Genomic DNA, 14,364 nt, shown 5'->3' with positions numbered 1-14,364 from the left:
TCAGAAACCCACGGTCTGGCGCAGCGCCGCCAGGGGCCGGCGCAGCAGGTAGAGGCCGAGCGGCACCGAGCTGGCGTAGACCTTGGCGGTTCCGCGCAGGCCGATGCGCGGCGGCGCCTCGTCGAAGGCGGCGTCGAGGCGATAGGCCAACTGGCCGCTGGCGGTCGTCTGTGCCTCGTAGGCGACGCGCCGCAGGCGGGCGTCGTGGCGATGCAACGGGTCGCTGTCGAGGAACAGCGCGACCGGCGCGTCCGCGGCGAAGTCCAGGACGTCGGCCACGGCCAGTTCGATGCGCAGTTCGGCCTGGCTCGGTTCGGCGATTTCCATCAGTCGTTCGCCGGTCTGCACCGGCCTGCCGATCCAGCGCTGGGCGTCGGCGAACACCGCGATACCGTCGCGCTCGGCCTTCACCTCGCTGCGTGCCAGCAGTTCGCGGGCATAGACGAGCTCGGCACGCTTCTGTTCGACGCGGGCGGCGAACAGGTCGATGCGGGCGTTGGCCTCGGCATCGGCGAAGGCGCGCTGGGCATTGGCCTTGAGCTCGGCCTCGGCGACGCTCAGGCTGCGACTGGCGACGTCCGCCTGGGCGCGGATGCCGGTGGCGTCGAAACGCAGCAGGGTATCGCCCTTGCGCACCGGCTGGTTGGGCTCGATCAGGAATTCGACGATCACCCCGTCCAGGGGCGCCGCCACCACCTGGCCGTCGAGCGGCACCACTTCGGCCGGCGCCAGTACCGACTGGCGTACCGGCACCAGCAACAACAGCAGGGCGGCGGCCAGCACGGCGGCGATCTTCTTTTTCGGCCAGCGCAGGCGCCACGGCTTGCGTGGCTGCAAGGCCAGCCAGGCATGGCCGTAGGCGTTGCCGAGCGGGGCGAGCAGGGCTTGTTCGGCCTGGCTCCAGGCCTGGTCACGGGCGATCCACAGGCCGCCGAAGACTTGCTGGCGGCGGTCGAGCAGCGGCAGCCAGAACGCCGAGCCCGCCGACAGGCCGCGCCAGTCGGCCAGGGTCTGTTCGTCCAGGGTCGCCGGGTCGACGGTATGGGCCTTGTCCGACTGGCCCTGGGCGAGCAACTGGCGCGCGGCGTTTTCGACGAAGGCGACGAACGGGGCATTCGGCTCGACCACGCTGATGCCGGTCACGGCCCTGACCCGGCCGGCGATCAGCAGGGCGGCGTGGCGGTAGCCGAACAGCGCCTGGCCATCGTTGACCAGCACATAGGCCAGGGCATCGGTGTCCGCCGCGGCCCGCGCCTGCTGTTCGAGGGCGATGAACTGGGCGAAGGCCCGCTCCACCGGCCCGGCCACCTGGGCGGTCATGGCGTCACCGGGAAACGCGCGCTGCCGCTCATGCCGGCCAGCAGGCCCGGCGCCGCCTCGGGCAGAGCGCCGATCAGCAGGAGGGTCTGGCTGCCTTCGTCGATACGCGCGCCGAGGCGCCTGACCTCGACCTGCAGCGGCTGGCCGGTCTCATCCGGGGTGAACTCGAAGCGCTCACCGGGCTCGAGCCGGTTCAGCCAGGCCGAGGGCACCAGCAGGTGCACTTCCAGGGTGCGGTTGTCGACTATCTCCAGCAGGGGCGTGCCACTGGCCACGCTTTCGTGGGGCTGCACCTTGCGCTGCACCACGCGACCGTCGAACGGGGCGCTGACGGCACAACGCTTGACCTGTACCTGATACACCTGGGCTTCGGCCTGGGCCTGGGCCTGCCTGGCCTCGGCCAGCGTCACTTCGAAGCGGCCGACCGAGTTGAGGGCGGCCAGTTGCTGGTTGTGATTGAGCTCCTCACGCGCGGCGCGCACGGCGGCCTGGGCGGCATTGAGCTGGGCCTGATAGGCGCTGCAGTCGAAGCGGACCAGGACCTGGCCCTTCTTGAAATCCTGGCCATCGGCATAGGGCATTTCGACGATGCGTCCGGCCAGCTCACTGGACAGCATGGCCTGGTCGCGGGCGCGCAGAACCCCGCGGGCGCTGCGTTGCGCCGCGGTCGTGGCGGAGCTGTCCGCAATCGGGTCGAGTTGCAATTCATCGGCGATGGCCAGGGCGCTGATCAGACCGAGCGTCGTGCAGATCCATTTGAGGCTGTGTTGCATGGGAAGCGGTCCGTGCACGTGGAGTGGGGAAAGTGTACGAGATATGCCGTCCGGCGCACATTACCCGATTCCGTGGCCATGCATGGGCGAGGACCAGCCTGTGCCGGGACCGACTCGTCATTGCCGCGGCAGCTTGGCGGCCCATTGCTGCACGGCCTTGGCCCGCTGCACGCTGGCGTCGACCGCCTTGTCCAGTTCCTCGTTGTAATCGTCCAGCCAGCTGCGCGAGCCGGGAATCATATCGGCCAGATCGCGCATGCCGGTTTTCAGCGTTTGCAGGCTGTGCTGGAAACTCTGCTCCTGGCCGAGCAGGGTCCTGCTCATCAAGGTCAGGGCGGCGATGTCCTGGGCCGGTGGCGCGGCTGCGGGTGTGCCGCTTGCCGGCACGGCCGGGGTTGGCGGGGCGGGCGCTTTCAATAGGGCGTCCTGGCGGGCCAGTTCCTGTTGCAGCGTGGCAACCTGCCGGTCCAGCTCGGCGGCCTGTTGCTGCAGCGCGGCGAAGGCGCTGGGGTCGATGGCGGGGGGCTCGGCGCTGAACAGCCTGATCAGTCCGGATGTCGCCCAACTGGCGAGCACCATGAACAGCAGCAGGGCCAGCACGAACATCAGCAGGCGATCGAGCCGGCGATCCTTCTCCAGTTGCGCCAGGCGCTCGTCGTCGCTCAGGGGCGGGGTGTCGGCGGTCGGGGTATCGGTTGGCAGTTCATTGCTCATGACGGCCTCTGAATTATTTTAGGGGTCTATGGCGATTGCCATCATATTGCCATTTTCTGGGCCTTGGCCAGCTACCGTGCGTCTGCGGGTGTGCCTGACGGACGGCGTGATCGAGCCGGCAGCGGATCGCGCCAGCCTGTAAAGCAAACGTTACGAGGACACGGCCTCGTTCCGCGCCGGACGATGCCTGGCCGCTCGCGTAAGGGATAGTTGCCAGCTTGCGCTGAGAGGCGTGCTGCGTCCATCTCGCCGCCACCTTGCCCGTCGCGTGCGCCTCGTTTGTCATGCAGGCATAACGACAACGAGGACATGCCATGAATGCCGTGAGCAAGATCGAGCAGCACAACCCCATCGGCACCGACGGTTTCGAATTCGTCGAGTTCACCGCGCCTACCGCGCAGGGCATCGAGCAGTTGCGCCAGCTGTTCACGGCCATGGGCTTCACGGAAACCGCCAGGCACCGCTCCAAGGACGTCTGGCTGTTCCAGCAGCACGACATCAATATCGTTCTCAACGGCAGCCCCAGCGGACATGTGCATGCCTTTGCCGAGCAGCATGGGCCGAGTGCCTGCGCCATGGCCTTCCGGGTGAAGAATGCCGCCCAGGCCGCGGCCTATGCCGAATCCCAGGGAGCGACCCTGGTGGGTTGCCATGCCAATTTCGGCGAGCTGAACATCCCCTGCCTGGAGGGCATCGGCGGCTCTCTGCTGTATCTGGTCGACCGCTACGGCGACAAAAGCATCTACGACGTCGACTTCGACTACATCGAAGGCCGCGGGCCGAACGACAACGCCGTGGGCCTGCGGGTGATCGACCACCTCACGCACAACGTGAAGCGCGGGCAGATGGATGTCTGGTCCGGCTTCTACGAACGCATCGCCGGCTTTCGCGAGATCCGCTATTTCGACATCGAAGGCAAGCTCACCGGCCTGGTGTCCCGGGCCATGACCGCGCCCTGCGGCAAGATCCGCATTCCCATCAACGAGTCGGCCGACGACCGGTCGCAGATCGAGGAATTCATCCGCGAGTACCACGGCGAGGGCATCCAGCACATCGCCCTGGCCAGCGACGACATCTATGCCACCGTGCGCCGGCTGCGGGCCAACGGGGTGGCGTTCATGAGCACGCCGGATACCTATTATGAAAAGGTCGACAGCCGCGTGGCCGGCCATGGCGAGCCGCTCGATCAGCTGCGCGAGCTGAACCTGCTGATCGACGGCGCGCCCGGGGACGACGGCATCCTGTTGCAGATCTTCACCCACACCGTGATCGGCCCGATCTTCTTCGAGATCATCCAGCGCAAGGGCAACCAGGGCTTCGGCGAGGGCAATTTCAAGGCCCTGTTCGAGTCGATCGAGGAAGACCAGTTGCGCCGTGGCGTGATCTGAACGCCGGGGGGACGGCGCTTGAGCCATCCTCCCCGGCTGCTTCCCGCCAATGCTCGCCCGCCATCCGAGGAGATACCCATGAGCCGCAAATGGATCGCGTTCCCCCTGCGTGAAGGCGACTGTTCGCGCCAGGCGCACTGCGACTTCCCGCAGCATACCTACGAGCGCGAGATGGGCCGCGAGGGCTTCTTCGGCCCGACCGCGCACCTGCACCACCAGCATCCGCCCACGGGCTGGATCGATTGGCAGGGGCCGTTGCGCCCCCACGCGTTCGACTTCAATGCCATCGACAGCGAGCACGACTGCCCGCTGGCGGCGCCGCTGACCTTGCACAACGGCGATATGAAGCTGCGGGTATGGAAAACCAGCGGGGCCATGGGCCACCTGGTGCGCAACGCCGATGGCGACGACCTGCTGTTCGTGCATGACGGAGCCGGGCATTTCTACTGCGACTTCGGCCACCTGGAGTACCGCGACGGCGACTACCTGGTGATCCCGCGTGGCACCGCCTGGCGCCTCGAGGCCACGGCCCCCAGCCACTTCCTGCTGATCGAGAACACCGACGGCGCCTACCAACTGCCGGACAAGGGCCTGCTCGGCGCGCAGGCGATCTTCGATCCGGCTGTGCTCGACCATCCGCGCCTGGACGACGCCTTCAAGGCCCAGCAGGACGAGAACGCCTGGCAAATCCGCATCAAACGGCGCAACCGGATCACGACCGTGACCTACCCGTACAACCCGCTGGACGTGGTCGGCTGGCATGGCGACAACACCGTGGTGCGCCTCAACTGGCGCGATATCCGCCCGCTGATGAGCCACCGCTACCACCTGCCGCCGTCGGCGCACACCACCTTCGTCGCCAGTGGCTTCGTCGTCTGCACCTTTACCCCGCGCCCGGTGGAGTCCGATCCGGGGGCGCTGAAAGTGCCGTTCTTCCACAACAACGACGATTACGACGAAGTGCTGTTCTACCACCGCGGCAACTTCTTCAGCCGCGACAATATCGAGCAGGGCATGGTCACCCTGCACCCCTGTGGTTTTCCCCACGGGCCGCACCCCAAGGCCCTGAAGAAGGCCCAGGTCGAGCCGGCGACCTTCATCGACGAGGTGGCGGTGATGATCGATACCCGCCGCGCCCTGGACATCGACCCGGCCGCCGCCGAGGTGGATGTGCCGCACTACGTGGACTCCTGGCGAGCGCCGGGCGTACTTCTCCCCGGGAACGGGACGGGTGCCGACGCGCCCGGTTTCCCGGAGGGAGAAGGCGATCAACGGAAAAGGTATGGGCCATGAAACTCGCTTCGCTGAACCAGGGCCGTGACGGCCTGCTGCTGGTGGTGTCCCGCGACCTCTCGCGAGCGGTCAGGGTGCCGCGGATCGCCGCGACCCTGCAGGCGGCGCTGGATGACTGGGCGCTCAAACGTGCGCCGCTGGAGGCCGTCTACCAGCGTCTCAACGACGGTCTGTGCGACGACGCGTTCCCCTTCCACCAGGACGATTGTCATTGCCCGCTGCCAAGGGCCTATCACTGGGCCGATGGCAGTGCCTACGTCAACCACGTGGAACTGGTGCGCAAGGCGCGTGGCGCCGAAATGCCCGAGAGCTTCTGGCACGAGCCGCTGATGTATCAGGGCGGCGCCGACCGCTTCATCCCGCCCCGGGCGCCGATCCAGCTCGGCGACGAGGCCTGGGGCATCGACCTGGAGGCGGAGCTGGCGGTGATCACCGACGATGTGTCCATGGGCGTCAGCGCCGCCGAGGCGGCGGGGCATATCCAGTTGCTGATGCTGGTCAACGACGTATCGCTGCGCAACCTGATTCCCGGCGAGCTGGGCAAGGGCTTCGGTTTCTACCAGAGCAAGCCCTCGTCGAGCTTCTCGCCGCTGGCGGTGACGCCGGACGAACTGGGCGAAGCCTGGCAGGGCGGCAAGGTGCACCGACCGCTGGTGTCCTCCATCAATGGCCGCGTGTTCGGTCAGCCCGATGCCGGCACCGACATGACCTTCGATTTCCCCACGCTGATCGCCCACGCTGCCCGCACGCGCCCCCTGGGCAGCGGCACGATCATCGGCTCGGGTACGGTCTCGAACTACGACCGCAGCGCCGGTTCCAGTTGCCTGGCCGAAAAACGCATGCTGGAAGTGCTCGAGTGCGGCGAGGCGAAAACGCCGTTTCTCAAGTTCGGCGACCGGGTGCGCATCGAGATGTTCGATGCCGCCGGGACGAGCATCTTCGGTGCCATCGACCAGCAGATCGAACGCTATCTCTAGCCGTGAATCCGGTTTGTGTAGGAGCCTCGCCCCCGGCGCGAAGCGATAGCTGCCTTATCGCGTAATTTGTGTCGGCCGCACGATTCGCCCCGGGGGCGGGGCTCCTACAAATGTGGAGGCTGCCATGCTGACTCTGTATTCCTACTGGCGCTCCAGCGCCGCCTACCGGGTGCGCATTGCGCTCAACCTCAAGGGGCTGAGCTATCGCCAGGTGCCCGTGCATCTGGTCAGGGACGGCGGTGAACAGCATGGGGAGGCCTACAAGGCGCTGAACCCTCAAGGCCTGGTGCCGCTGCTGGTGGATGAAGAGAGCGGTGGGGTGCGGATCGCCCAGTCCCTGGCGATTCTCGAATACCTCGACGAGATCTTTCCGGTGCCGGCGCTACTGCCGGGCGATCCGCTCGAGCGCGCGGCGGTGCGTGCCATGGCGCTGCATATCGCCTGCGAGGTGCATCCGCTCAACAACCTGAGGGTGCTGCAGTATCTCGGGCGCGAGCTGGGCGCGTCCGAGCAGGAGAAAAGCGCCTGGTACCGGCATTGGCTGGCCGAGGGCCTGGCAGCCGTGGAGCAGGGGCTGATGGCGTACGGTGAAACATTTTCCCTCGGTAAGCGGCCCGGCTATCTGGAAGCCTGTTTGATTCCACAAGTGTACAATGCGCGCCGTTTCGACTGTGACCTCGACGGCTACCCGCGCATCCTCGCCCTGACGGCGCGCTGCGAGCCGCTCGCGGCCTTCGCCCAGGCCGCGCCGCAGGCCCAGCCCGACGCGCAGTAGTCACACTCGGCAGCCGCTGCTGCCCGCTGCAAACCACCCCTTGCCACTCCGCTGGATCACAAGCCCGGCGGGTTCGATGCCGGCCACCCACAGGTGACGAATGCCACATGAAAGACTCCATACAGGCCCGCTCAAGCGCGGCCTGAAGAATCGCCACATACAGCTGATCGCCCTGGGCGGTGCCATCGGCACCGGCCTGTTCCTCGGTTCGGCCGGGGTCATGGAGTCCGCCGGGCCGTCGATGATCCTTGGCTACGCCATCGGCGGCTTCATCGCCTTCCTGATCATGCGCCAGCTCGGCGAGATGATCGTGGAAGAACCGGTGGCCGGCTCCTTCAGCCATTTCGCCCATGCCTACTGGGGGCCGTTCGCCGGCTTTCTGTCCGGCTGGAACTACTGGGTGCTCTACGTGCTGGTCGGCATGGCCGAACTCACGGCCGTGGGCAAGTACGTGCAGTACTGGTGGCCGGATTTGCCCACCTGGGTCACCGCCGCGGTGTTCTTCGTGCTGATCAACGCCATCAACCTGACCAACGTGCGGGTGTTCGGCGAGGCCGAGTTCTGGTTCTCCATCATCAAGGTGGCGGCCATCATCGGCATGATCGTGCTCGGCTGTTACCTGCTGTTCAGCGGTGCCGGTGGCGAACAGGCCTCGGTGAGCAACCTGTGGCGCCATGGCGGGTTCTTCCCCCACGGCATCCAGGGCCTGGTGATGATGATGGCGATCATCATGTTCTCCTTCGGCGGCCTGGAACTGGTCGGCATCACCGCCGCCGAAGCCGCCGAGCCGAAGAAGGTGATCCCCAAGGCCATCAACCAGGTGGTCTACCGCATCCTGATCTTCTACATCGGCGCGCTGAGCGTGCTGCTCTCGCTGTACCCCTGGGACAGCCTGGTGGCCACCCTGACGGCTGGCGGCGATTCCTACGGCAGCAGTCCGTTCGTGCAGATTTTCTCGTTGATCGGCAGCGACACGGCCGCGCACATCCTCAACTTCGTCGTGCTCACGGCGGCGCTGTCGGTCTACAACAGCGGCGTGTACTGCAACAGCCGCATGCTGTACGGCCTGGCCGAGCAGGGCAATGCCCCCAGGGCGCTGCTCAAGGTGGACAAGCGTGGCGTGCCGGTGCTGGCGATCTTCCTCTCGGCGGCGGTGACGCTGCTCTGCGTGGTGGTCAACTACCTGATCCCGAAAAGCGCGCTGGAGTTGCTGATGTCGCTGGTGGTTGCCGCCCTGGTGATCAACTGGGCGATGATCAGCCTGGCTCACCTGCGGTTTCGCAAGGCGATGCGCGCCAGGGGCGTGGAGCCGGCGTTCAAGGCGTTCTGGTTCCCGTTCGCCAACTACCTGTGCCTGGCCTTCGTGCTGTTCATCCTCGGGGTGATGCTGTTCATCGATGGCATACGCCTGTCGGTATTCGCCATCCCGTTCTGGCTGCTGTTCATCTGGGCCTGCTACCGGCTGCGCCAGCGCCTGCAGGACAGGGTCTAGCCGCGGCCACGCATGCGCATGGCGGGCGTTCCCGCAGCCTGTCGCCCTCTCGGCTGGAGCGCCAAGCGCTGTAACGCATCGGGGTTTTTCCTGTTCCGGAACAAACCCCGGGTCCGCCCGATATCGGTATAGTGGCCAAATGATGCTCCGCATCCGCCTCTGCTGAACCTAAGGCTTTGCCCTTTGCAGCCGATCACTAGATAGAGGACGGGCCTGCCCGTCTGCCTGGGTGTTGAGAGCGGCACTGCTGTCAGCCTCTCATCGAAGAGCGCCTGTGCGCCGCAGCGAATAAAAACAATGGAGTCGCTTCATGTTGCAGTCTGCTACCCGTCTGTTCGTCGATCTTGCCGTTGGCAAGAAACTCCTCGTGGGATTCGGTCTGGTGCTGCTGCTCACCCTGGCGGTGACCGGCAGCGGTTTTCTCGCCGTGCAGTCGGTGATGCAGAGCCATGCCCAGTCCGTGCGCATGTCCGCCATCGACGCGCAGGTCCTCGGCGCGCGCCGGCTGGAGCGTGATTTTGCCGTGAGCCACAGCGACGCCGATGCCCAGCGCATGCGCGAGCAGCTCGGCAGGGTACGGGCAGCGCTGGCCGACGAGATCGTCGCCTCGCCACCCAGCGAGCGCGAGCGCCTGCAGGCCATGGACAAGGCCACGGCCGATTACCTGGAGCAGTTCGATGCCTTCGTCCAGCAGGAGGCGCGTGCCGATGAGGCCCGCGCGCAGATGGGCGTCGCTGCGCAGGAAGCGCGCGATCAGTTCGAGATGATCGAACTGGGCATGTACGACGCCGTGCGCGAGCTGCGACTGGGCGGTGACAAGCTGCGCGGCAGCGACCCGCTGACCCTGGCCGAAACCGCCTCCAACCTGAGCAAGCGCATGCTCGAGTTGCGCGGCCATGAGAGCCTTTACATCATCGATGGCTCCCAGGCCGCCCTGGAAGATTGGAACTACATCAGTTACGACCTGCAGTCTTCGGCCCAGGGCCTGATGGTCTGGCTCAACGACGATCAGAAGCGCGCCATCGAAGCGTCCCTGAAGGCGCTCGCCACCTATCAGCAGGCCTTCGGCAACTACCAGCAGGTGCACGAGCAGAGCCAGGCCAGTGAAACGACCATGCTGCAGCAGGCCGATCATGTGCTGGCGCTGGCCGAGCAGGCCAAGAACATCGAAGAGCAGGCCATGAGCGATGACAGCCGCCAGGCCCTGGTCTTGCTCGGCGGCATGGGCATTGCGGCGGTGCTGATCGGCCTGGTGGCGGCCCTGACCATCAGCCGCTCCATCACCACGCCGCTGCGGCAAACCGTTACCTTCGCCCGGCGTATCGCCGAAGGCGATCTGAGCCAGGATCTGCCGCTGGACCGTCACGACGAACTGGGCCAACTGCTCGAAGCGATGCAGGGCATGACCCTCAGCCTGCGCAACCTGGTAGGGCGCATTGGTGGTGGTGTGGCGCAGATCGCCGCGGCCGCCGAGCAGTTGTCGGCGATCACCGCCCAGACCAGCGCCGGCGTGCAGACCCAGAAGCTGGAGACCGAGCAGACCGCCACGGCCATGCACCAGATGGCCGCGACCGTGCAGGAAGTGGCGCAGAACGCCGAACAGGCTTCCCTGGCCGCTGGCGACGCCGATCGTGAGGCGCAACAGGGCAACCAGGTGGTGCAGCAGGCGGTCGGGCAGATCGGCGACCTGGCCCGGGAGGTCGAACAGTCGGCCGAGGCCATGCAGGCGCTGAACCAGGAAAGCGGGCGTATCGGCGGCGTACTCGAAGTGATCCGCGCCGTTGCCGAGCAGACCAACCTGCTGGCGCTCAATGCCGCCATCGAGGCCGCTCGCGCCGGGGAACAGGGCCGCGGCTTCGCCGTGGTCGCCGACGAAGTGCGTGCGCTGGCGCAGCGTACCCATGCGTCCACCCAGGAAATCGAACAACTGATCGCCAACCTGCAGCGGCTGGCCCATGGCGCCGCCACCCAGATGGAGGGCAGCCGCGTGCTGACCCAGCGCACCGTCGCCCTGGCGGGTGAGGCGGGCGACGCCCTGGGCCGCATCACCCAGGCGGTGAGCACCATCGAACAGATGAACCAGCAGATCGCCGCCGCGGCCGAGGAGCAGAGCGCCGTGGCCGAAACCATCAGCGAAAGCATTACCCGGGTGCGTGATATCGGCGAGCAGAGCGCCAGCGCCAGCCAGCAGACCGCCGCGTCGAGCGCCGAACTGGCCAGGCTGGGCGTGGAATTGCAGGGCCTGGTACGGCAGTTCCGAACCTGAGCCCGGTGGCGCCCGGGAGCGGGTCTCCCGGGTATCACTCCGTTCAACCCGGGCTACGGTCTGGTGTTCGTCGGGTGGAACCCGCCGCACCGTTCCACCCGGGTTGTCCCGGTCTCACCGCGCCTGCGGATGAACACGAATCCACGTAGCCCGGGTTGAGCCTGCGATACCCGGGAACGGTTTCCCCGGGTATCGCTCCGCTCGACCACGGGCTACGGTCTGGTGTTCGTCGGGTGGAACCCGCTTCACCGCTCCACCCGGGTTGTCCCGGTCTCACCGCGCCTGCGCATGAACACGAATCCACGTAGCCCGGGTTGAGCCTGCGATACCCGGGAACGGTTTCCCCGGGTATCGCTCCGCTCAACCCAGGCTACAGTTCACAGCGCCGGTTCGCTCTTGTCGTTCGCTGAGCTGGCGGCTTTGCGGCCGGGAGCCAAATCGGTGTCGGCTGGTGAGCCTTCGCCTTGCGGGTACTGGCTCAGCCCGCTGGCCCAGAGCGCCAGCGGCACCGGTGTCGAGGGCGTCCAGATGCGTTGCCACAACAGCTTGAGGCTTGCCAGGTCGCCGCGTCCGGTAGGCCAGCGTTCGATGAACGGCGACAACTGCCAGCGGCCATCCTGCCAGTGGGCGAAATCGAAGCGGAACGGGTGGAAGCCGGTCATGCCCAGGCGAATGTCGGTCACCACCAGGTGATCATCGAGACGGTCGTAGCGCAGGATGTCATTGGTGAACCATTTCAGCCGCTGGTGGGACGGGGAATCCTCCAGCGCGGCGGCCAGCGCCGTGCCGCGCGGGATGCGTTCGAGGATGGGGGGCGCACGATCGAACCAGCCGACCAGGGCCTCATGGTAATCCTCGCCATCCAGTACGATGATGCGCCAGAGCAAGGTATTGAAGGGCGTCGGTGCGCTGAACAGCGCCTCGGCGTGGATGCCCTGGCGCGCCAGTTCGCGCTCCACGCGCTGCTCGGCCATGTACTTGCCGGCCAGGGTCGAGGCCAGGTACAGGGTGGAGAAGGCCAGGGCGACGCTGATCGCGCTGTTCGATCTGTCGCGCAGGCCACTGCACAGGCCGTACACCACCACGCCGATCAGCGGCAGGCTGTAGAGCGGGTCGATGATGAAGATGCTCGACCAGGCCGCCGGCGTCGGTGCCAGCGGCCACAGCAACTGCGTGCCGTAGCTGGTGAAGGCATCCAGCAGCGGATGGGTGATCAGCACCAGCCATAGCGCCAGCAACAGCCGCCTTGCCGAATAGCCGGGGTGCGGCCGCCAGCGCCTGATCAGCCAGGTCAGCAGCAGGGCGAAGCCGCTCAGCACGAACAGCGAATGGCTGAAACCGCGGTGATAGGTCATGGCCGCCACCGAATCGCCGTAGTCGATCACCACATCCAGGTCCGGCAGGGAGCCGAGCACGGCGCCATACAGCAGTGCCTTGCGCCCCTGCCAGCGTCCCAGCAGGGCGCCCTGGATGCTGGCGCCGAGTACGGCTTGGGTAATCGAATCCATGGGTTTGCCTCATGACTGCTACGCGGTCGACTACGTTACTTGAGCGTTCCGGGTTGCGTAGCGGGAAATTTCAAGCAAAGGTTTCAATCCGCGGGGCCTCGAGAGCGCGCAAGTGCCTCACATCACAGATCAAATCTCGTATCCGAGCGAACGGGCTGAGTGATTGTTCAAAGGCGCAAGCGGACGGCCGACAGGAGCGCTAAAGGCTGGAGGCTGAACGACAAGCAAACCCCATGGGCCCTTTCGTCCAGCTTGCCAGCCTCAAGCGTTTTTGCATGACCGCTGTCGCGACACTAGTCCATGTTGCTGACGTGTGCGGAAACGATCCGCCAGGCGCCTGCGATTCGAACCCAGGTCTGGGTCTGGCGACCCGTGCGGGGATTGCCCTCGCGGCTGAAGGCCATGTGGGTGACGGCATGATCGCTGCCGAAGCTGGTGATCGAGCGTTCGATGATCCGGCGTGCCAGGCCGGTCGCCGGGCGCCCGTCACGGAAAGCCCGGATGGCGGCGCTGCCGTAGAGGTTTTCCGTGGCGCCATAGCGAACCGTGTGCGGGCTCCGCCAGAACAGTTCGTCCAGGGTGGCGACGTCATTGCTCACCAGGGCCTGTTCGTAACGCTCGAAGGCCGCGTTGACCTGCGTGACCACCAGAGGATCGTTCAGCTCCGGCTCATCGGCCGCAGGCGACCCGTACAGCCGTGCCGGCGTCTGACAGACGCCACGTCCGAGCAGCCCGGCCTCGCCCCGGGCATCGAGCATGGCGATGGCCACCCTCGGCAGGCTCGAGTGATGGTCGATCCGCTCGCTGTCGATGGCCGATCCCAGGCCGAAGGGGGCGAACAGCGGGTGCTGGCCCAGCCGCCACTCCGGCGCAGCAGCCGGGCGCCCCGGTAACCAGCCGGCCATATCGGCGGCGGCGCCCGTGGCGTGGTGCCAGGCCTGGGCGCCAAAGCCGGCGGCATCGATCACGCCGCTGTCGCCGAGCATGGGGCAGACCGGCTCGTCGCCCGCTTTCAGGCGCGGCCCTTGTGGTGTGTGGGCCGCAGCCGTGCGCCAGCGAGCAGGATCGCCAGCCAGCCGGATGCCGGCCTCGATGCCGTTGCCGGCCAGGGCCACCAGCAGTGATCGTGCCGCGGGCTCATCGCACAGTGTGTCGAGCAGCAAATGGCAGGCGGCCATCCACAGTGTCAGGAAGAACAGCGGCGTTTCATCGAGCATCCGCTCGACCTCGTCGGCACCTTCCAGCAGCGGCATCAACCGTTCCTGCAGTGCCTGGCTGGCACCGCTGGTGACGCTGTGCAGGTCGTCGCCGCGCTGCAGGCCGGCGACTGCCAGGGGCAGCAGGTCGATCGGCCCCTCGGCCAGGGCCGTCCGCAGCACCCGGGCAAGCTCGCCGTCGCGCCAGGCCAGGCGTTCGATCACCGCCTGCTGGCGCGTGCCGAAGCGGATCTGCGGGCCGCGGCCACTGCTCAGGAGCGACCAGCAGGGACGCGGATTGATCCCGGCGGCATCGACCACCTCGACCAGCGTCGTGCCCGGCGAAACGACCGCGGCCAGTGGCGTCACCACATTGAAGTCCTGAGCCGGCCTGAGGCGGACTTCGCCGCTGGTGATCAGATACTGTGCCGCCGCCTCGCTGTCGGCCCAGCCCTCGTACAGGCAACAGAGCACCGCCGATGACAGGATCGGCGCGCTCGGTCGCTGGCCGTGACGGAAGGGGGGCCCGGCGTGCAGCAGGGTCCTGCCGGGCAGGCCGATGGCGTCGGCGGCGGCGACCACTCGTCGCCAGACAGGACGTACGGCATACAGCTTTTCCAGCGCAGTCTGGAGATCGGAGGCTGCCAGATCGGTCATGGGGT

At 66.7% G+C, this 14,364-nt stretch carries 10 protein-coding genes and 1 pseudogene; 6 read left to right on the top strand and 5 right to left on the bottom strand.

All coding sequences use genetic code 11. The annotated features are described in order from the left end of the window. The 3 genes from DNK34_RS02600 to DNK34_RS02590 form a co-directional block, all read right to left on the bottom strand. The gene (locus DNK34_RS02600; protein WP_131174584.1) at positions 1-1,320 is read right to left on the bottom strand and encodes an efflux RND transporter periplasmic adaptor subunit; all 1,320 of its coding nucleotides are present in this window, start codon (positions 1,318-1,320) and stop codon (positions 1-3) included. Beyond that, positions 1,317-2,093, bottom strand: a complete 777-nt coding sequence (locus DNK34_RS02595; protein ID WP_131174583.1) for an efflux RND transporter periplasmic adaptor subunit — start codon at positions 2,091-2,093, stop codon at positions 1,317-1,319. Before DNK34_RS02595 ends, DNK34_RS02600 begins: the two co-directional genes overlap by 4 nt. A 117-nt stretch (positions 2,094-2,210) precedes the next feature. Further along, the gene (locus DNK34_RS02590; protein ID WP_131174582.1) at positions 2,211-2,807 is read right to left on the bottom strand and encodes a hypothetical protein; all 597 of its coding nucleotides are present in this window, start codon (positions 2,805-2,807) and stop codon (positions 2,211-2,213) included. 314 nt (positions 2,808-3,121) lie between these two features. On the opposite strand from DNK34_RS02590, the gene hppD reads away from it, so the two are divergent. The 6 genes and pseudogenes from hppD to DNK34_RS02560 all read left to right on the top strand — a co-directional run bounded on the left by hppD (position 3,122) and on the right by DNK34_RS02560 (position 10,998). Then, complete coding sequence (hppD, locus tag DNK34_RS02585) at positions 3,122-4,195, top strand: 4-hydroxyphenylpyruvate dioxygenase (protein WP_131174581.1); 1,074 nt, start codon at positions 3,122-3,124, stop codon at positions 4,193-4,195. Positions 4,196-4,273: 78 nt separating this feature from the next. Continuing rightward, positions 4,274-5,401 (top strand): annotated as a pseudogene (locus DNK34_RS02580) (homogentisate 1,2-dioxygenase); the annotation flags it as partial. An 83-nt stretch (positions 5,402-5,484) separates the two neighbouring features. Beyond that, entirely contained in the window at positions 5,485-6,465 is a 981-nt protein-coding gene (locus DNK34_RS02575) for a fumarylacetoacetate hydrolase family protein (protein WP_131174579.1), read from the top strand. A gap of 124 nt (positions 6,466-6,589) precedes the next feature. Continuing rightward, the gene (maiA, locus tag DNK34_RS02570; RefSeq protein ID WP_131174578.1) at positions 6,590-7,240 is read left to right on the top strand and encodes a maleylacetoacetate isomerase; all 651 of its coding nucleotides are present in this window, start codon (positions 6,590-6,592) and stop codon (positions 7,238-7,240) included. Positions 7,241-7,340: 100 nt separating this feature from the next. Further along, positions 7,341-8,732, top strand: a complete 1,392-nt coding sequence (locus tag DNK34_RS02565) for an amino acid permease (RefSeq protein WP_131174577.1) — start codon at positions 7,341-7,343, stop codon at positions 8,730-8,732. Positions 8,733-9,042: 310 nt separating this feature from the next. Beyond that, complete coding sequence (locus DNK34_RS02560) at positions 9,043-10,998, top strand: methyl-accepting chemotaxis protein (RefSeq protein ID WP_131174576.1); 1,956 nt, start codon at positions 9,043-9,045, stop codon at positions 10,996-10,998. Positions 10,999-11,375: 377 nt separating this feature from the next. Here DNK34_RS02560 and DNK34_RS02555 read toward each other — a convergent pair whose 3' ends face one another. Both DNK34_RS02555 and hpxZ read right to left on the bottom strand, forming a co-directional pair. After that, the gene (locus tag DNK34_RS02555) at positions 11,376-12,506 is read right to left on the bottom strand and encodes a metal-dependent hydrolase (RefSeq protein ID WP_131174575.1); all 1,131 of its coding nucleotides are present in this window, start codon (positions 12,504-12,506) and stop codon (positions 11,376-11,378) included. Between the two features lie 293 nt (positions 12,507-12,799). Further along, the gene (gene hpxZ, locus DNK34_RS02550) at positions 12,800-14,359 is read right to left on the bottom strand and encodes an oxalurate catabolism protein HpxZ (protein ID WP_131174574.1); all 1,560 of its coding nucleotides are present in this window, start codon (positions 14,357-14,359) and stop codon (positions 12,800-12,802) included. Between the last annotated feature and the right edge of the window lie 5 nt (positions 14,360-14,364).

The sequence above is a fragment of the Phytopseudomonas dryadis genome (genome assembly GCF_004327355.1).
Taxonomy (GTDB): Bacteria; Pseudomonadota; Gammaproteobacteria; order Pseudomonadales; family Pseudomonadaceae; genus Aquipseudomonas; species Aquipseudomonas dryadis.
Note: the sequence above shows the minus strand (reverse complement) of the source record. Positions and strands in the feature narration are given on the sequence as shown.